At 73.9% G+C, this 18657-nt stretch carries 9 protein-coding genes and 1 pseudogene; 5 read left to right on the top strand and 5 right to left on the bottom strand.

Features of this window, described 5'->3' with window-relative positions; genetic code table 11:
- Positions 1–63: 63 nt before the first annotated feature.
- The gene (locus tag IE153_RS12245; protein WP_189589741.1) at positions 64–798 is read right to left on the bottom strand and encodes a vWA domain-containing protein; all 735 of its coding nucleotides are present in this window, start codon (positions 796–798) and stop codon (positions 64–66) included.
- 87 nt (positions 799–885) lie between these two features.
- Positions 886–1617 (bottom strand): ABC transporter ATP-binding protein, encoded by a 732-nt coding sequence (locus IE153_RS12240; protein WP_189589740.1) that lies wholly within the window; start codon positions 1615–1617, stop codon positions 886–888.
- A 137-nt stretch (positions 1618–1754) separates the two neighbouring features.
- Between IE153_RS12240 and IE153_RS12235 the strand changes: the two genes are divergently transcribed.
- The 3 genes from IE153_RS12235 to IE153_RS12225 are packed head-to-tail and all read left to right on the top strand — an operon-like array spanning position 1755 to position 8804.
- Positions 1755–5090, top strand: coding sequence for an FtsX-like permease family protein (locus tag IE153_RS12235; protein WP_189589739.1), 3336 nt, complete (start codon positions 1755–1757; stop codon positions 5088–5090).
- Position 5091: 1 nt separating this feature from the next.
- Positions 5092–7821 carry an ABC transporter permease gene (locus IE153_RS12230; protein WP_189589738.1) on the top strand — a complete coding sequence of 910 codons (2730 nt, stop codon included), beginning with the start codon at positions 5092–5094 and terminating at the stop codon, positions 7819–7821.
- Positions 7818–8804: an ABC transporter ATP-binding protein gene (locus IE153_RS12225; protein ID WP_189589737.1), complete on the top strand. Its 987-nt coding sequence runs from the start codon at positions 7818–7820 to the stop codon at positions 8802–8804. The genes IE153_RS12230 and IE153_RS12225 overlap by 4 nt, the downstream gene beginning before the upstream one ends.
- Before the next feature lie 142 nt (positions 8805–8946).
- Here IE153_RS12225 and IE153_RS12220 read toward each other — a convergent pair whose 3' ends face one another.
- The 3 genes from IE153_RS12220 to IE153_RS12210 form a co-directional block, all read right to left on the bottom strand.
- Positions 8947–10410: a glutamate synthase subunit beta gene (locus tag IE153_RS12220; RefSeq protein ID WP_189589736.1), complete on the bottom strand. Its 1464-nt coding sequence runs from the start codon at positions 10408–10410 to the stop codon at positions 8947–8949.
- Positions 10403–15001, bottom strand: a complete 4599-nt coding sequence (gene gltB / locus IE153_RS12215) for a glutamate synthase large subunit (RefSeq protein WP_189589993.1) — start codon at positions 14999–15001, stop codon at positions 10403–10405. Before gltB ends, IE153_RS12220 begins: the two co-directional genes overlap by 8 nt.
- Positions 15002–15384: 383 nt before the next feature.
- On the bottom strand, positions 15385–16116 hold the full coding sequence (locus tag IE153_RS12210) for a VIT1/CCC1 transporter family protein (RefSeq protein WP_189589735.1): 732 nt from the start codon (positions 16114–16116) through the stop codon (positions 15385–15387).
- A gap of 216 nt (positions 16117–16332) precedes the next feature.
- Here IE153_RS12210 and IE153_RS12205 point away from each other — a divergent pair.
- Both IE153_RS12205 and IE153_RS12200 read left to right on the top strand, forming a co-directional pair.
- Positions 16333–17417, top strand: a pseudogene (locus IE153_RS12205) (ADP-ribosylglycohydrolase family protein).
- Positions 17414–18652, top strand: coding sequence for an ADP-ribosylglycohydrolase family protein (locus IE153_RS12200; RefSeq protein ID WP_189589734.1), 1239 nt, complete (start codon positions 17414–17416; stop codon positions 18650–18652). The pseudogene IE153_RS12205 and the gene IE153_RS12200 overlap by 4 nt, the downstream one beginning before the upstream one ends.
- The last annotated feature ends 5 nt before the right edge of the window (positions 18653–18657 follow it).

Here is an 18657-nt window from a genome sequence, read left to right as displayed (position 1 = left end):
CGGCCGTGCAAACGGGGCGTGGGCCAAGGGGCGGGGCGGTTGGGCCAGGGGAGCGAGCCCCGGTCAGCGGCTGCCGGGGCCCCTGACGATGCCCTGGGCCCGCGCGGCCACCAGCCACTTCGGGAACTCGCCGACCAGCCGGTCGTACAGCTCGGTGTCCGAGACCTTCCGGGGATCCTCCCCCGCGTGGAAGAACCCCGCGTTGTCGACGACCCGCTTGCCCGGCACGGCCAGCTCGTCCAGCTTGCGCAGGAAGTCGAACTGTCTGCTGCCCGGGTCGCCGAACCCGATGAACTGCCAGAACAGCGGCAGCTTGGCCGCCTTGCACAGGTACCGTTCGGCGGCGAGCTTGTTGATGGGTCCGCCGTCGGTCTGGAAGACCACCAGGGCGGGCTCGGCCGCCCCGCTGTCGAGGTAGTGGTCGATCACGGCGTCCATCGCCAGGTGGTAGCCGGTCTTCCCCATGTGCCCGAGCCCGGCCACGATCCGCTCGATCTTTCCGCGGTGGTCGGCGAGCGCGATGTCGGTGACGGCGTCGACGTCGGTGGAGAAGAACACCACGGGCACGCTGCCGTCGTCGTCCAGGTGCGCCGACAGCCCGAGCACCCGGTCGGCCAGCGCCTGCACACTGCCGTCCTTGTAGTACGGCTTCATCGAGCCGGAGTAGTCGACCACCAGGTAGACCGCGGCCCGCAGCCCGTCGAGGCCGTGCTTGGTGAGGGACACCCCGGCGCTCTTGTAGAGGTCCACCAGGGCGGGGGCGGTCTCCTGCACCTTGCTCAGACTGATCGCGACCATGGGCCGCATCCTCTCACTCCTCGACAACCGCTCCGATCACTCCAGGACCACCGCCCCGTTCACTCCTGAACCGGACCACTGCTCCGATCAGTCCTCGACGACCGCACCGTCGCTCAGCTCCAGCACCCGGTCGGCCAGGCCGAGGAGTTGGGGGTCGTGGGTGGCGACGAGGGCCGTGACGCCCTCGCTGCGGACCACGGCCCGCAGCAGCTCCATCACCGCCAGGCCGGTGGCGGCGTCGAGCTGGCCGGTCGGCTCGTCGGCGAGCAGCAGGGCCGGGCTGTTGGCGAGGGCCCGGGCGATGGCGACCCGCTGCTGCTGCCCGCCGGAGAGCTCGGCGGGCCGCTGTGTCTCGTGGCCGGCCAGTCCCACCAGGGCCAGCAGCAGCGCCACCCGCTCCTCGCGTTCCCGCGGCTCGGTCCGGCGCAGCCGCAGCGGCACGCCCACGTTCTCGGCGGCGGTGAGGATGGGGATGAGCCCGAAGGACTGGAAGACGAAACCGATCCGGTCCCGGCGCAGTTCCAGCAGCTCGCTCTCGCCGAGCGCGGACAGGTCGGTGCCGTCCACCACGACCCGGCCGCGCTGCGGGGAATCGAGGCCGCCGATCAGATGGAGCAGCGTCGACTTGCCGGAGCCCGAACGGCCCTTGAGGGCGACGAGTTCACCGCGCCGGACGGCGAAGGAGGCCCCGCGCAGCGCGTGCACGGCCGCGGCCCCCGTGCCGTAGGAGTGGTGCAGGTCCTCCACCCGCAGCATCGGCTCCCCGGGCGCTTCGCCGGCGAGGGCGGCGCCGGGTCCCGGGTTGGCGTTCTCGGTCATCACCGCATCCCATACGGAAGCGGTCCGGGCGGTCAAGGGCCGGACAACCCGCGATCGCACTCATGTTCCGGGTGGGCAACGCCGTGATATGCATGCCGGGTTGGGGGAAAGCGGCTCGCGCATCGGGTGGGGGAAGAGTGACGGGCTTACTGATGCTGCGCCTGCGCGCGCATCGGCTGCTGCTCACCGCCGCCCTGCTCGCCGTCCTGCTGACCACCTCGGTGCTCGCCGCCCTCGCGGCCTTCTCCGGCTCCGTCGGGAACGCGGCGCTGCGCAGCACCCTGGGCGGCCGGGCCGCGGTCTCCGCCTCCCTCGTCGTCGAGGCGGACGTGCCCCGGCAGGAGCGGGACGCGGCGCACCGGGCCGTGGTGCGCGGGGCGCGGGAGGTGTTCGGCGGGCTGCCGGTGACCGTGCGGCGGCTGGAGCGGTCCGGGCCGTACGCGCTGCCCCGCTCCCTCCAGGACGCCGACGCCCGGGCCGGGCAGCCCGACCTCACGCATCTCGCCGCTCTCGACCGGTCCCGGATCCGGCTGGTCTCGGGCGCCCTGCCCGGGCCGGCCCGGGCGGACGGCGACGCCACCGTGCCCGTCGCCCTGCCCGAGACGGCCGCCCACCGGCTGAAGCTGCGGGCCGGAGCACGCCTCACGCTCACCGACCGGCTGGGCGGCGCACCTCTGCGGGTACGGGTGAGCGGGGTGTACCGGGCGGCCGACAGCTCCGATCCCTACTGGCAGGCGGACACCGTCGGCGGCCAGGGCGTACGCACCCTCGCCTTCACCACCTACGGACCTTTGCTGGCCGACGCGTCGGTGCTCGCCTCCGGCCGCACCTCCGAGGACAACACCGGCTGGGTGGCGACGGCCGACTACCGGACCTTCACCACGGGCGGCATCGGCGGGCTCCGCGCGGACGCCGTGCGCGGAGCCGAAGCGCTGCGCGGGGACCCGGCGCTCGGGGGCGACGCGAGCGTGCGCACCGGGCTGCCGGACGTCCTGGACCGGACCGCGCGGACCCTGCTGGTGTCCCGCTCCACCCTGGTGATCGTCTCCGTGCAGCTGGTGCTGCTCGCCGGGTACGCGCTGCTGCTGGTGGCCCGGCTGCTGGACGGCGAGCGCGCCGGCGAGACCGAACTGCTGCGGGCCCGGGGCGGATCGCGCGGCCGGATCGCGTCGCTCGCCGCGCTGGAGGCGCTGCTGCTGGCGGTGCCGGCCGCGGTCTGTGCCGCGTTGCTGTCCGGCCCGCTGGCCCGGCTGCTGGCCCGGTGGTCCTCGCTCGAGCGGATCGGTCTGCGGCTCGACACCGCTCCGACGGGCCGGGTCTGGCTGGTCGCGGCCGGCGTGGCACTGGCGTGCGCGGTGGCGGTGGTGGGGCCCGCGCTGGCGGCGACGGCAAGCGTGCCCGTACGGCTGCGGCGGGTCCGTGCCACCACGACGGCCGCTCCCGTGCGCGCCGGAGCCGATGCCGCGCTGCTGCTGATCGCGGGCGTGGCGTACTGGCAGCTTCAGCGGCAGACCGACGCGAGCGGCGGCGGTGTGCTCAGCCGGGACCGGGCCGGCCGGCTGGGCATCGATCCGCTGCTGGTCGCGGCGCCCGCGCTGGCCCTGCTGGCGGGCACGGTGCTGACGCTGCGTCTGCTGCCGCTCGCGGCCCGGCTTGCGGAACGGCGCTCCGCGAGCGGGCGTGGGCTGCCGGCGGCGCTCGCGGGCTGGCAGTTCAGCCGGCGCCCGCTGCGCGGGGCGGGTCCGGTGCTGCTGCTGGTCATCGCCGTGGCGACCGGGATGCTGGCGATCGGGCACGGCGCGTCCTGGGACCGCTCGCAGGGCGACCAGGCCGACTTCGGGACGGGCGCCTCCGTGCGGGTTCTCGACTACCGGCCGGGCAGTCCCGGGCAGACCGGCCTCTACGCCGCGCTGCCCGGCGCCCGGGCCGCCGCTCCCGCGCACCGCACCGCCCTGAGCCTCTCCGGCGGCCGCGACGCGACGGTCCTCGCCCTGGACACGGCCCGTGCCGGGGACGGGATGCTGATGCGCGGCGACCTCGCCGACGAGGCCCCGGCGAAGCTGCTGCGGTCCCTGGCCCCGCCCGGGCGGGACGAGGACCGGGCGATACGGCTGCCCGACGGCACCCGGCGGCTCGCCCTCGACGTGCGGATCACCGACGTGCGGGCCCGGGGCGGCTCCTCCCCCTCCGGCCGCGCACCCCGACTGACGGCGGTCGTCGAGGACCGGTACGGGATCGCGTACCGGCTGGGCGGCGGGGAGATCCCGGTGGACGGCCGGGTGCGCCGGATCGCGCTCGATCTGGACGTGACGGCGACGGGCCGCCGTGCGGCCCCGGCCGGACCGCTGCGGCTGACCGGGCTCCAGCTCGACGACACCGCTCCCGTCGGACGCCCGGAACAGCACCGGTTCACCGTCGAACGGCTGCTCGCCACCGGCCTCGACGGCGCCGCCCGGACTGTTCCCGCGCCCGCCGGAACGCGCTGGCGGGGCGGCCGGACCGTGACGGAGAACGGCACCGTCCTCACTCGTGCCGCCACGAAGCCCACCGTGTCCGGGACCACGCCGCTGACCGTGTCGTACGGCACCGGCGCCGACCCCGACGAGAGTGTCAACACCGCCCCGCTCTACAGCGTCCGGGTCGCCACCGTCGGGGACCGGGCGCCGCGGAGCATCGCCGCCGTCGCCACCCGGGACTTCCTGCGGGCGGCGGGGACCGGCCGCGGGGACACCGTCGACGTACCGCTGTCCGGGGAGCAGGTGCGGGTGCGGATCGTCCGGGTGGTGGAGGAGTTGCCGACCACCGCCACCGGCCCGAACGGGGAGGTCACGGACGGCGGGGCGCTGCTGCTCGATCTGCGGGCCGTCGATGCCGTGCTGGACCGGCGGGCCGCCGCGCCGCTCGGTCCCACGGAGTGGTGGGTGAGCGCCGCCCCCGGCAAGGCCGCCGAGGTCGCCGCAGCGCTGCGGGCGCGCCCCGATCTCGAACCGCAGCAGGTGCTGGTGCGGGACGAGACCGCGGCCGAGCTGCTGCGGGATCCGTTGGGCGCGGGCCCGCGCTCGGCGTTGACGGCGGTGGCGGTGGCCGCCGTGGCCCTCGCCGCCGGAGGCTTCGCGGTGAGCGCCGCGGGGGCGCGGCGGGAGCGGTCCTCGGAGTTCGCGGTGCTGCGCGCCCTGGGGACGCCCCGCCGGGACCTCGCCCGGCTGGTCGCGACCGAGCAGAGCCTGCTGATCGGGGCCGGACTGCTCGCGGGACTGGGGCTCGGCACCGTACTGACCCGGGCCGTCGTGCCGCTGATCGTGCTGGCCTCCGACGCGGCACGGCCCGTCCCGCCCGTCCTCGTCGAACTCCCGGTGGGCCGGGTGGCCCTGCTCCTCGCGGGGGTGGCCGCCCCGCTGCTGCTGATCACCGCCGCGTCGGCGCTGCGCCGCGCCGAGCCGGCGGTCGCGCTCCGCCACCAGGGGGAGGACTGACATGCCGACGGACGAGCAGGGCGCGCCCTGGGTGCGGACCCGGCTGCGGGCCGCGCCCTTGTCCACCGTGGCCTTCGGCGTGCTGGTGCTGGTCACGGCGTTCCTCGCGGCCGTCCTGCCCCGGGCCGTGGAGGCCTACGAGACGGACGGGCTGCGCGAGGCCGTGGCCGCCGCGGCCCCCGAGTCCACCGTGCTGGAGCTGAAGGCACCGGCGCCGGGGCTCGAACTGCCGGACGACGCCCGTGCGAACGCGGTCCTGCCGGAGGCGCTCGCCGCGGTCGACGCCCAGGCCCGGGCCCTGCTGCCCGCCCCGCTGCGGGCGGACCCGGCCGAGTCGGCGCACGGGGTGCGGACCGGCAAGAGCCTGGAGGCGCTGGACGCGTCGCTGCCCCGGCCCGACGGGGTGCCGCCCCGGTTCACGCTGCTCGCGCAGTCGGGAGCGGCCGGCCACGCCACCGTGCGGGAGGGCCGGCTGCCGACCGCCGGCACGGTGTCCGTGGACACCCGGTCGGTGGAAGGTGCCGTGACCGCCGAGACCGCCCGCACGCTGCGGCTGCGGTCCGGCTCCACCCTCACCCTGGCGGGCTTCCCGGACGGGCCGCTGACCGTGCGGATCACCGGCGTCCTCGAACCCCGGCACCCGCGGGGCGGTTACTGGTCCGCGGAACCGGTCCTGCGCACACCGGCCCTGGCCTCCGTCGGGAACCACCCGCCGCTGTTCTACTGGGAGGCGGGCGTCCTGCTGGCGCCCGGGGCCGCGCCGGCGCTGCTGGGCGGGCAGGGCGAGGCGGAGAAGTACTGGCGGTTCGCGCCCGCGACCGGACGGCTCACCGCGGCGGACACCTCGGCGCTCGTCGAGGCGATCGCGTCCCTGGAGGACGGGCCGGGGCTGGTGCGGATGCGTGGGCCCGCCGGGCCGACGGCGCAGCTGTCCACCGGTCTGGAGCAGGTCGTCGGCTCGTACACGCAGACGCGTGACGCGATCACGCCGGTCGTCGCCGTCGCGGCCTTCGGGATCGCCGCGGTGGCCTTCGTCGTCGTGGTCATGAGCGGGGGTCTGACCGCCGCCCGTCGCGACGCCGAACTGGCCCTGCTGCGGGCCCGGGGCGGTTCGCTGCGCGGCATCGCCGGTCGGCTGCTGGCGGAGAACGCCGTGCCGGCGCTGCCCGCCGCGGCCTGCGGTCTGCTGTTCGCCGTGCTCGTCGTGGACGGGGCCCGGCTGCTGCCCGCCGTACTCGGGGCGTCCGCCGTGGCGCTGCTGGCCTGTGCGGCGCTGCCGGTGCGGGCGGCCGTGGCGCACCGCAGGCCGCGGGCCCACCGGGAGCGCGACGACCTGGCCCACGCCAGGCCCGGCGGGCGCCACGCGGTCGCCGAACTGACCTTGCTGGTGCTGGCCGTCGGCTCGGTCCTGACGCTGCGCCGCCGCGGTACCGGCGGGGCGGGTGACCTCCTGGTGAGCGCCGCCCCGGTGCTCGTCGGGCTGGTCGCGGCGCTGGTCCTCGTCCGGCTGTACCCCCTGCCCCTGCGGTGGGCCGCCGGTCCGGCCGCGCGGCGGCGGGGCGTGGTCGGCTTCCTGTCCCTGGCCCGCGCCGGCCGCTCACCGGCGGCGGTCGCCACCCTGCCGCTGCTCGCCCTGCTGACGGCCCTGACGACGGCCGCGTTCGGGGGATCCGTGCTGACGGGCGTGGCGGACGCCCGGGACCGGGCCGCGCTGCTGGCGACGGGCGCGGACGCGCTGGTCGCCACCACCGACGGCACCCCGCTGCCGGCGGGACTGGCACGGGCCGTCCGGGAGGTGGCGGGGGTACGGCAGGTCACCGCCGTGGGCATCGGGCACGCGTCGGAGAGCGCGTCCGAGGAGACGCCGTCGTCGGCCGTGGTCGGGGTCGAGCCGGACTCGTACGCGGAACTGGCCCGGCAGATGGGACTGGGGGGTTTCACGGCCGACCGGCTGCGGAGCCGGGGCGGGGTGCTGGACGCGGTCGCCTCCCCGGGCGTCGCCGAACGGCTCGGGCGGGCACCGCGCCGGATCGAGACCGACGGCGGCCCAGTCACCGTGCGGATCACCGCCGTGCGCCCCCGCACCCCGGCCGTCCCCGAGGGTGAGTTCCTCCTGGTCGACGCGGCGGGCCTGAAGGGCTCCCCCGGCCCCTCGGTCCTGCTGGCGGCCGGTCCCGGGCTCGACCCGAAGGCGCTGCGGGCGGCCGTGCGCGGCGCCGGCCCGGACCTCTCGGTGACCCTGCGCAGCGAGGAGCGCGCGGCGCTGTCCGACTCGCCGTTGCAGGCCGGTGCCGAGCGGATCTACGTCTGGGCCGTCGCCGCGGGCGCGGGCTACGCGGTGCTCGCCCTGGTGCTCGGGCTGCTGCGGTCCGCGCCGGAGCGGGCCGCGCTGCTGGCCCGGCTGCGCACCCTCGGCATGACGACCCGCCAGGGGCGGCACCTGCTCGGCCTGGAGGCGCTGCCCCAGACGCTGCTCGCGGCGGCCGGGGGCATGGCCGTCGGCCGGGCCACGGTGGGGCTGCTCGCCCCCGGCATCGACCTGGACCGGCTCGCCCTGGCCGACGCTGCCGGAGTCACGGCGCCGAATGCCGTGCTGCGGGCCGACGTGTGGTCACTGGGCCTGCCCGCGGCGGGCGCGGTGCTGCTGGCCGGGGCGGTGGCCGTCGCGCAGGTCTGGTGGGCCGGACGCCGGACACCGATCACTCACCTCAGGGCGGGAGACATGCGATGAGCGGTACGACGGAGTCGCTCGCGGAGCTTCAGCGGCGCGCGGCGCAGCATCGCGACCGGCCCGCGTACGGGCACGACGCCCTGATCGCCTGCGACCGGCTGGTGCGGATCTTCGCCCGGCGCGGCGGCGGGGACGCCGTGGAGGTGCAGGCGCTGCAAGGGCTCGATCTGCTGGTGCGGGAGGGCGAGTTGATGGCCCTGGTGGGAGCGTCCGGCAGCGGCAAGTCGACGCTGATGAACATCCTCGCGGGCCTGGACGTCCCGACCGCCGGCGCCGCGAAGGTCGCGGGCCGCGATCTGCTGACGATGGACGCGAAGGCCCGGCTGCGGTACCGGCGTGAGGTGGTGGGCTTCGTCTGGCAGCAGACGGTGCGCAATCTGCTGCCGTACCTGACGGCCGCGCAGAACGTCGCCCTGCCCATGCAGCTGGCGGGCGCCTCCCGGCGGAAGCGGGCCGGGCGGGCGGACGACCTGCTGTCCCTGCTCGGCGTCGCCGACTGCCGGGACCGGCGTCCGCAGGCGATGTCCGGTGGCCAGCAGCAGCGCGTCGCGATCGCCGTCGCCCTCGCCAACGCCCCCGCCGTCCTCCTCGCCGACGAGCCGACCGGCGAGCTGGACTCGGCGACCGGGCAGCAGGTCTTCGCGGCCTTCCGCCGGGCCAACGAGGAGCTGGGGACGACGATCGTCATCGTCACGCACGACCAGGCGGTCGCCGGCGAGGTCCGCCGCACGGTCGCGATCCGCGACGGCCGCACCTCGACGGAGGTCCTGCGCCGCACGGAGGTCGACGAGACGGGCCGGGAGTCCCTGGTGGCCCGTGAGTACGCGATGCTCGACCGCGCGGGCCGCCTCCAGCTGCCGGCCGAGTACACCGCGGCTCTGGGCATGGCGGACCGGGTGCTGCTGGAGCTGGAGGAGGACCACATCCAGGTCTGGCCGGACGGGCACGCGAAGGCACCCGGAACCGGGAACGAGAACGGCTGAGGACGTGCGACGGCGCCCGCCCATTCGTCCGGTCGGGGACAAGGGGCAGGCGCCGTCAGTGTTCCGCACGCCTTTGTGCGGGACGTCTTGTGAGGTGCGGTCGGACCACGGATGAGGTGGCCGGACCGCGGGTGAGGTGCGGTCAGACCATCAGCGCGCGGTCCGTCGGGCGGATCGGCGCCGGCAGCTCGCTCACACCCGTCAGCGCACGGTCCACACCGCGCGCCGCCGAGCGGCCCTCCGCGATCGCCCAGACGATGAGCGACTGGCCACGGCCGGCGTCACCGGCGACGTACACGCCGGGCACGTTGGTACGGAAGTCGGCGTCGCGGGCGATGTTGCCGCGCTCGTCGAGCTCCAGGCCGAACTGCTCGACCAGGCCGTTCTCCCGGTCGGTGCCGGTGAAGCCCATGGCGAGGGTGACCAGCTGCGCGGGGATCTTGCGCTCGGAGCCCGGCTTCGGGGTCAGCTTGCCGTCGATGAACTCCACCTCGGTGAGGTGCAGCCACTGGACGTTGCCGTCCTCGTCGCCCTCGAAGTGGGTCGTCGAGACGGAGTAGACCCGCTCGCCGCCCTCCTCGTGGGCCGAGGTGACCTTGTACAGCATGGGGAAGGTCGGCCACGGCTGGGAGGCCGCGTTCCGCTCCTCGCCAGGGCGGGGCATGATCTCCAGCTGCGTGACGGAGGCCGCGCCCTGGCGGTGGGCGGTGCCGACGCAGTCCGCGCCGGTGTCGCCGCCGCCGATGACCACGACGTGCTTGCCCTCGGCCGAGATCGGGGGCGCCACGAAGTCGCCCTCCTGCACCTTGTTGGCCAGCGGCAGGTACTCCATGGCCTGGTAGATGCCCTTGAGTTCACGGCCGGGCACCGGCAGATCACGCGCCATGGTCGCGCCGACGGCCAGGACGACCGCGTCGTAGCGCTTCTTCAGGTCCGTGGCCTTCAGGTCGCGGCCGATCTCGATGCCGGTGCGGAAGCGGGTGCCCTCCGCGCGCATCTGCTCGATGCGGCGGTTGATGTGCCGCTTCTCCATCTTGAACTCGGGGATGCCGTAGCGGAGGAGGCCTCCGATGCGGTCCGCACGCTCGTAGACGGCGACCGTGTGACCGGCCCGGGTCAGCTGCTGGGCGGCGGCGAGTCCCGCCGGGCCCGAACCGACGACCGCGACGGTCTTGCCGGACAGGCGCTCCGGGATCTGCGGGGCGACGTCCCCGGTCTCCCACGCCTTGTCGATGATCGAGACCTCGACGTTCTTGATGGTGACCGGCGGCTGGTTGATGCCCAGCACACACGCCGACTCGCAGGGAGCGGGGCACAGACGGCCCGTGAACTCCGGGAAGTTGTTCGTCGCGTGCAGACGCTCCGAGGCGGCCGCCCAGTCCTCGCGGTAGGCGTAGTCGTTCCACTCGGGGATCAGGTTCCCGAGCGGACAGCCGTTGTGGCAGAACGGGATGCCGCAGTCCATGCAGCGGCTGGCCTGCTTGCTGATGATGGGCAGCAGGGAGCCGGGAACGTAGACCTCGTTCCAGTCCTTGACGCGCTCCTCGACGGGGCGGGACTTGGCGAGCTCGCGCCCGTGGTTCAGGAAGCCCTTCGGGTCAGCCATTGATCGCCGCCTCCATCATCTTCTCGTGGGTCTCGGTCTCGGAGAGACCGGCTCGCTCGGCGGCTTCCTTGGCGGCGAGCACTGCCTTGTAGGTGCTGGGGATGATCCTGCTGAACCGCTCGACGGCGGTGTCCCACTCGGCCAGGAGCTTCTCGGCGACGGTCGAGCCCGTCTCCTCCTGGTGGCGGCGGACCACGTCGTGCAGCCACTGCTTGTCGGCGTCGTCCAGCGCCTCGACGGCGTCCAGGTTGCCGACGTTGACGTTGTCGCGGTCCAGGTCGATCACGTACGCGATACCGCCGGACATGCCGGCCGCGAAGTTGCGGCCCGTCTCACCGAGGACCACCGCGTGGCCGCCGGTCATGTACTCGCAGCCGTGGTCGCCCACGCCCTCGGAGACGACCGTGGCGCCGGAGTTGCGGACGCAGAACCGCTCGCCGACCTTGCCGCGCAGGAACATCTCGCCGCCGGTGGCGCCGTAGCCGATCGTGTTTCCGGCGATGACGCTGTACTCGGCGAGGTGGTCGGCCGCGCGGTCCGGGCGGACCACGATCCGGCCGCCGGACAGGCCCTTGCCGACGTAGTCGTTGGCGTCGCCCTCCAGGCGCAGCGTGACACCGCGCGGCACGAAGGCGCCGAAGGACTGGCCCGCGGAGCCGGTGAAGGTGATGTCGACGGTGTCGTCGGGCAGGCCCGCGCCACCGAACTTCTTCGTCACCTCGTGGCCGAGCATGGTGCCGACCGTGCGGTTGATGTTGCGGATCTGCACCTGGGCGCGCACCGGCTGGGCGTCGGTGGCACCGGCCGCGGAGAGCGCGTCCGAGGCCAGCTTGATCAGCTGGTTGTCGAGCGCCTTCTCCAGACCGTGGTCCTGCGCGATGATCTGGTGGCGCACCGCGCCCTCAGGCAGTTCGGGCACGTGGAACAGGGGCTCCAGGTCCAGGCCCTGTGCCTTCCAGTGGTCGACGGCCCGCGTGACGTCGAGGGTCTCGGCGTGACCGACGGCCTCCTCGATGGAGCGGAAGCCCAGCTCGGCGAGGATCTCGCGGACCTCTTCGGCGATGAACTGGAAGAAGTTCACGACGTACTCGGCCTTGCCGTTGTACCGCTCGCGCAAGACCGGGTTCTGCGTGGCGATGCCGACCGGGCAGGTGTCCAGGTGGCAGACGCGCATCATGACGCAGCCGGAGACGACGAGCGGCGCGGTCGCGAAACCGAACTCCTCGGCGCCGAGCAGCGCGGCGATGACCACGTCACGGCCGGTCTTCAGCTGGCCGTCGGTCTGGACGACGATGCGGTCGCGCAGGCCGTTGAGCAGCAGCGTCTGCTGGGTCTCGGCGAGGCCGAGCTCCCAGGGACCGCCGGCGTGCTTCAGCGAGGTGAGCGGCGAGGCACCCGTACCACCGTCGTGCCCGGAGATCAGGACGACGTCCGCGTGCGCCTTGGAGACACCCGCGGCGACCGTGCCGACGCCGACCTCGGAGACCAGCTTCACGTGAATCCGCGCCTGCGGGTTCGCGTTCTTCAGGTCGTGGATCAGCTGGGCGAGGTCCTCGATGGAGTAGATGTCGTGGTGCGGCGGCGGGGAGATGAGCCCCACGCCCGGCGTCGAGTGCCGCGTCTTGGCGACCCACGGGTAGACCTTGTGGCCGGGCAGCTGGCCGCCCTCGCCGGGCTTGGCGCCCTGGGCCATCTTGATCTGGATGTCGTCGGAGTTGACCAGGTACTCGGAGGTCACACCGAAGCGGCCGGAGGCGACCTGCTTGATGGACGACCGGCGGGCCGGGTCGTACAGGCGCTCCGGGTCCTCGCCGCCCTCACCGGTGTTGGACTTGCCGCCCAGCTGGTTCATGGCGATGGCGAGGGTCTCGTGCGCCTCCTGGGAGATGGAGCCGTACGACATGGCGCCCGTGGAGAAGCGCTTGACGATCTCGGAGACCGGCTCGACCTCGTCGATGGAGATCGGCTGCCGGTCCGACTTGAAGCCGAACAGGCCGCGCAGCGTCATCAGCCGCTCGGACTGCTCGTTCACGCGCTCGGTGTACTTCTTGAAGATGTCGTACGTGCCGGAGCGGGTGGAGTGCTGGAGGCGGAAGACCGTCTCCGGGTCGAACAGGTGCGGCTCGCCCTCGCGGCGCCACTGGTACTCGCCGCCTATCTCCAGCGCGCGGTGCGCCGGGGCGATGCCGGAGGCCGGGTAGGCCTTGGCGTGCCGGGCGGCGACCTCCTTGGCGACGACGTCGATGCCGATGCCGCCGATCTTGGTGGCCGTGCCGTTGAAGTACTTCTCGACGAAGGCCTCGTCGAGACCGACGGCCTCGAAGACCTGGGCGCCGCGGTAGGAGGCGACGGTCGAGATGCCCATCTTCGACATGACCTTCAGCACGCCCTTGCCGAGGGCGTAGATGAGGTTGCGGATGGCCTTCTCGGGCTCGATGCCGGGCAGGAAGGTGCCGGCGCGGACCAGGTCCTCGACGGACTCCATCGCGAGGTAGGGGTTGACCGCCGCGGCGCCGTAGCCGATGAGCAGGGCGACGTGGTGGACCTCGCGGACGTCACCGGCCTCGACCAGCAGGCCCACCTGGGTGCGCTGCTTGGTGCGGATGAGGTGGTGGTGGACGGCCGCGGTGAGCAGCAGCGACGGGATCGGCGCGTGCTCGGCGTCCGAGTGGCGGTCCGACAGGACGATCAGGCGGGCGCCGTTCTCGATGGCGGCGTCGGCCTCGGTGCAGATCTCGTCGATGCGCGCGGCCAGCGCGTCACCGCCGCCGTGCACCCGGTACAGGCCGGAGAGCGTCGCGGCCTTGAAGCCGGGCATGTCGCCGTCGGCGTTGATGTGGATGAGCTTGGCCAGCTCGTCGTTGTCGATCACCGGGAAGGGCAGCAGGACGCTGCGGCAGGAGGCCGCGTTCGGGTCGAGCAGGTTGCCCTGGGGGCCCAGCGACGAGCGCAGGGAGGTGACCAGTTCCTCGCGGATGGCGTCCAGCGGTGGGTTGGTGACCTGCGCGAACAGCTGGGTGAAGTAGTCGAAGAGCAGACGCGGGCGGTCCGACAGCGCGGCGATCGGCGAGTCGGTGCCCATGGAGCCGATCGGCTCGGCGCCGGCCTTGGCCATCGGCGCCACGAGGACGCGCAGCTCCTCCTCGGTGTAGCCGAAGGTCTGCTGGCGGCGGGTGACCGAGGCGTGCGTGTGCACGATGTGCTCGCGCTCGGGCAGGTCCTCGAGCTCGATCTCGCCGGCCTCGATCCACTCCGCGTAGGGGTTCTCGGCGGCGAGCCCGGCCTTGATCTCGTCGTCCTCGATGATGCGGTGCTCGACGGTGTCGACGAGGAACATGCGGCCCGGCTGGAGGCGGCCCTTGCGGACGACCTTGGAGGGGTCGATGTCCAGGACGCCGACCTCGGAGCCGAGGACGACGAGGCCGTCGTCGGTGACCCAGTAGCGGCCGGGGCGAAGGCCGTTGCGGTCCAGGACCGCGCCGACCTGCTTGCCGTCGGTGAAGGTGACGCAGGCCGGGCCGTCCCAGGGCTCCATCATCGTGGAGTGGAACTGGTAGAAGGCGCGCCGGGCCGGGTCCATGGAGTCGTGGTTCTCCCACGCCTCCGGGATCATCATCAGCACGGAGTGCGGCAGGGAGCGGCCGCCCAGGTGCAGGAGCTCCAGGACCTCGTCGAAGGAGGCGGAGTCGGAGGCGTCCGGCGTACACACCGGGAAGATCCGGTCGATGGCCTTGTCGTCGGAGCCGAACAGCTCGGAGGCGAGCTGCGACTCGCGGGCCACCATCCAGTTGCGGTTGCCCTTGACGGTGTTGATCTCACCGTTGTGCGCGACGAAGCGGTAGGGGTGGGCCAGCGGCCACGACGGGAACGTGTTCGTCGAGAACCGGGAGTGCACGAGCGCGATCGCGGAGGCGAAGCGGCGGTCGGACAGGTCCGGGAAGAAGGGCTCGAGCTGGCCGGTGGTCAGCATGCCCTTGTAGACGATGGTCCGCGCGGACAGCGACGGGAAGTACACACCGGCCTCGCGCTCGGCGCGCTTGCGCAGCACGAAGGCCTTGCGGTCGAGGGCGATGCCCTCCGAAACGCCGTCGCTGACGAAGATCTGGCGGAAGACCGGCATGGTCGACCGGGCGGTGGCTCCCAGCAGCTGGGGGGCGACCGGCACCTCGCGCCAGCCGAGGACGGTGAGGCCCTCGTCGGCGGCGATCGTCTCGATCTGCGAGACGGCGTCGGCGGTGGAGTCCTCCGGCAGGAAGGCGATGCCGACGGCGTAGGAGCCGGCGTCGGGCAGTTCGAATCCGGCCACGTCACGGAAGAAGGCGTCCGGAACCTGCGACAGGATGCCGGCGCCGTCGCCGGAGTCGGGCTCGGAGCCGGTGGCGCCGCGGTGTTCGAGGTTGCGCAGGACGGTCAGAGCCTGCTCGACCAGGGTGTGGGACGCCTCGCCGGTGAGGGTGGCGACGAAGCCGACGCCGCAGGCGTCGTGCTCGTTGCGGGGGTCGTACATACCCTGCGCAGCAGGGCGAGCATCCATGAAGGACCAGTTCTGGCCATTCGCGGAATGCTGGGACGGCTGGCGCGGCGTACGCATCGGCTCTCCCGTCGTCGTCATCTGGCATATGCAAGTGCCGAGGGACGACGTTGGCCCTCGCGTGATCGCAAAATTTCGTGCAGGTTACATGATGGAGCGGTTCTCGGGAACCGGGATAATCCGTTCCAGCATGCGGACACCGCGGGTGTGCGGCGGGGGTACCGCGCCAGCGGTGGAAGCTATGGAGGGACCGCACGGAACGATCGGGTCAGATCGCTTTCCATCGGCCCGAGGAGCGGGACGGGCGTCTTCGCCCGCCTCGCCGGGGGGTGCGCGGCGAGCGTCGTTGCCCGCAGCGCTTACGGCTCATGCCCGGTGGTTCCGCATTCGAAACCAGTGAGTAACGGCTACCTATGCAGTCCCTTGCATAGGTCCGAGCCGCGCTATCCTACGGCCGTTCCGAACAAGGTGCCCAGGGCGTACGTCACACCGGCCGCCGCGCCTCCCAGGAACAGTTGCCGAAGCCCGCTGTACCACCAGGTGCGTGCCGTCACCTTGGCCACCACCGCACCGCACAGGAAAAGCCCCAGCAGCGCCAGCATCACCGCGGGCCACATGCTGCTCGCGCCCAGCAGGTAGGGCAGGACGGGCGTCAGCGCGCCCAGCGCGAAGGAGCCGAAACTCGACACCGCGGCCACGGTCGGTGAGGGCAGATCGCCGGGGTCGATGCCCAGTTCCTCCCGGGCGTGGATCTCCAGCGCCTGCTCGGGGTCCTTCGACAGCTGCCGCGCGACCTCGCGGGCCAGTCCCGGCTCGACGCCCCTCGACTCGTAGAGCGCGGCGAGCTCGGCCTCCTCGTCCTTGGGGTGCTTGCGCAGCTGGCGCCGCTCCACGTCCAGCTCGGCCTCGACGAGCTCACGCTGCGAGGCGACCGAGGTGTATTCGCCGGCGGCCATGGAGAAGGCACCGGCGGCCAGGCCCGCGAGGCCGCTGAGGACCACGGTGTGCTGGCTGACCGATCCGCCCGCGACGCCGGTCATCAGGGCGAGGTTGGAGACGAGGCCGTCCATCGCACCGAACACCGCGGGACGCAGCCAGCCGCCGTTCACGTCCCGGTGCGTGTGGTTGTCCCGGTGCGCCTCGTGCAGCGTCGCCTCGGTCTCGATGATGGCCATGGAAGGAACCCCACTCCCCGTCTTTTGGACACGTTCCAGACTTTTACAGCAACAAAACTACCCGTCGAATTCCGACCTCGCCAGCAAGGAAAGGCTGCGCTAACCTGCGGTTTTGCCCTTCCGCGCTCACTTGATCAACAGTGCGCCCAGATGTCGACCGGGTGATGCTGGGGCTCGTGAGGCTCGGCGGAGTCACCGGAGTGGGACACATGCCGTATGGCATCGATCGCCTGCATCCCCTCCGTCCCGGCGCCCGGGGACGCCACCGGGCTCCGCGCACGCGCACGCGGCGCACTGCTGGGCCTGGCCGTCGGTGACGCCCTCGGGCCCCGGCCGAGAACATGAAGCCCTCCGAGATCCGCGCCCGGTGGGGCCGCATCACCGGCTACGTCACTGATAACCCGTCCGGCACGGACGACACCGAGTACGCGATCTTCTCCGGCCTCCTGCTGGCCCGGCACGGCTCCGCGCTCACCCCGGCCCATGTGGAGGCGGCCTGGCACGAGTGGATCGCCGACCGCGACGAGGGCCCCTTCCGGGGCGCCGGCTTCAGCGAACGCGGCACGCTGGAGAACCTCCGCCGGGGGCTGGCCGCCCCGATCTCCGCGCAGCACCGGCACGCCTGGAGCGACGGCCTGGCCATGCGCGCGGCCCCCTTCGGGGTGTTCGCGGCGGGCCGCCCGGCGGAGGCGGCCCGGCTGGTCGCGATCGACGGTTCGGTGAGCCACGACGGCGAGGGCATCTACGGCGGCCAGGCGGTGGCGGCGGGCGTCGCGGCGGCGATGGCCGGCGCGCCGTCGACGGCGGTCGTGGCCGCGGCCCTCGCGGTCGTCCCCGACGACTCCTGGACGGCCCGCAGCCTGCGCCGCGCGGTGGCCGTCGCCCACCGCGGCGAACGCGCGGTCCGCTCCGCGGTCGTCATCGGCGGCTACCCCTGGACCGACCTGGCCCCCGAGGCCGTCGCCCTCGCCTTCGGCGCGTACGCGGCGGCCGACGGCGACTTCGAGCAGTCCGTCCTGACCGCGGTGAACATGGGCCGCGACGCGGACACCACGGCGGCGGTGGCGGGCGCCTTGGCGGGCGCGACCCGGGGCGTGTCGGCGATCCCCCAGGCCTGGGCGAGCCCCATCGGCCCGGTCCTCGGCAGATGTCTCCCGGCGATGGCGGGCTACCACGTCCTGGACGTGGCGGACCTGCTGACCCCGGCGGAGGACGAGGACCGGCCGGCCGCGGGCACCCAAACCCCGGGCCCGACGGACTTCATCCTGGTCGCCGGCGACGGATCGGAGACCCCCACATGACCACCCACGCACCCGCGGCCGCCGACGGCGAGCGCGCCCCACGGGAGACCAGGACCCCTCGGGTGGCAGTCACGGGCGGTGCGCGGGCGGGAGGCAAAGGGGCCGAAGGCGAAGCCGAGGCCCCGAGACGGGCCGAAGGACTCCTGCTCGGACTGGCCGCCGGCGACGCCGCCGGCTGGCCCGCCGCCCGCCACAGAGCCGCCCGCATGCCCGACTGGACCCGGCGCCTCACCCGCGAACTGGACACCTTCGCCGAACACAACGCCACGACCACCCTCCCCGTCCCCATCGCCCTGAACCAGCCCCCCGAGCCCCTCCGCCTCGGCCCCTCCGACGACGCCGAGTGGGCGGCCTTCGCGGCAGAAGCCCTCCTGCGCGCGGGCGACGACACCGTCCGAGACGACCTCAGCCGCGAACGCCGCACTCGGGCCGCCATCGACCTCACCTGGAACGCCCTCGCCGCCGAGGTCGCCGCCGCGGCGAACCGCGCACCCGAGATCGAGTCCGCCGTGCTCCCCCTGCGCGCCCGCATCTCCGTCCGTGCCGGCCTCGGCAACCTCGCCACCGGCCTGCGCCCGCCCGCCACCGGCCACGACAACCCGCACTACTTCGACGACGCCGCCTGCGTACGCGCCTGCGTCCTGGCCGTGGCCCACCCCGGCGACCCCCGCAGCGCCGCCGACCTCGCCGAGTTCGACGCCCGCTACACCCAGGACGGCGACGGCGTCCACGGCGCCCGCGCGATGGCGGCGGCCCTCGCGCTCGCCCTGGCCGGCGCGGACGTCGGCGCCTGCGTCACCGCGGCCCTCACCGAGCTCCCCGAGGAGACGGAGATCGGCCGCAACGCCCGGCAGGCCCTGGCGCTCGCCTCCGCCGCGGACAGCGCCTTCGCCCTGGTCCCGCCCCTGGAGCACCAGATCGTCGACCACGTCTACAGCTACGGCATCGCCGCCGCCGAGACGGTCCCGGTCGCCCTCGCCCTGGCCACCGCCGCCCGCGGCCGCACCGCGGAGGCGATCCCGGCCGCGGCCTGCCTGTCCCGCGTCGCGGACTCCGCCCCGGCCCTGGCGGGTGCCCTCACCGGCGCCCTCGGCGGCGGCGCCTCGATCCCCGCCTCCTGGCGGGAGACCTGCCGCACCCTTTCCGGCTGCGTCCTCCCCCGCCTCACCGGCACCGACCTCGTGGAACTCGCCGAACTCCTGGAAGCGGTGCAACCGGCCCGCCCGGGTGGATGATGCGG

Source organism: Streptomyces massasporeus, from assembly GCF_014648995.1.
GTDB classification, from domain to species: domain Bacteria; phylum Actinomycetota; class Actinomycetes; order Streptomycetales; family Streptomycetaceae; genus Streptomyces; species Streptomyces massasporeus.
The sequence above is the reverse complement of the archived record's forward strand: the minus strand, read 5'-3'. Positions and strand labels throughout refer to the sequence as shown.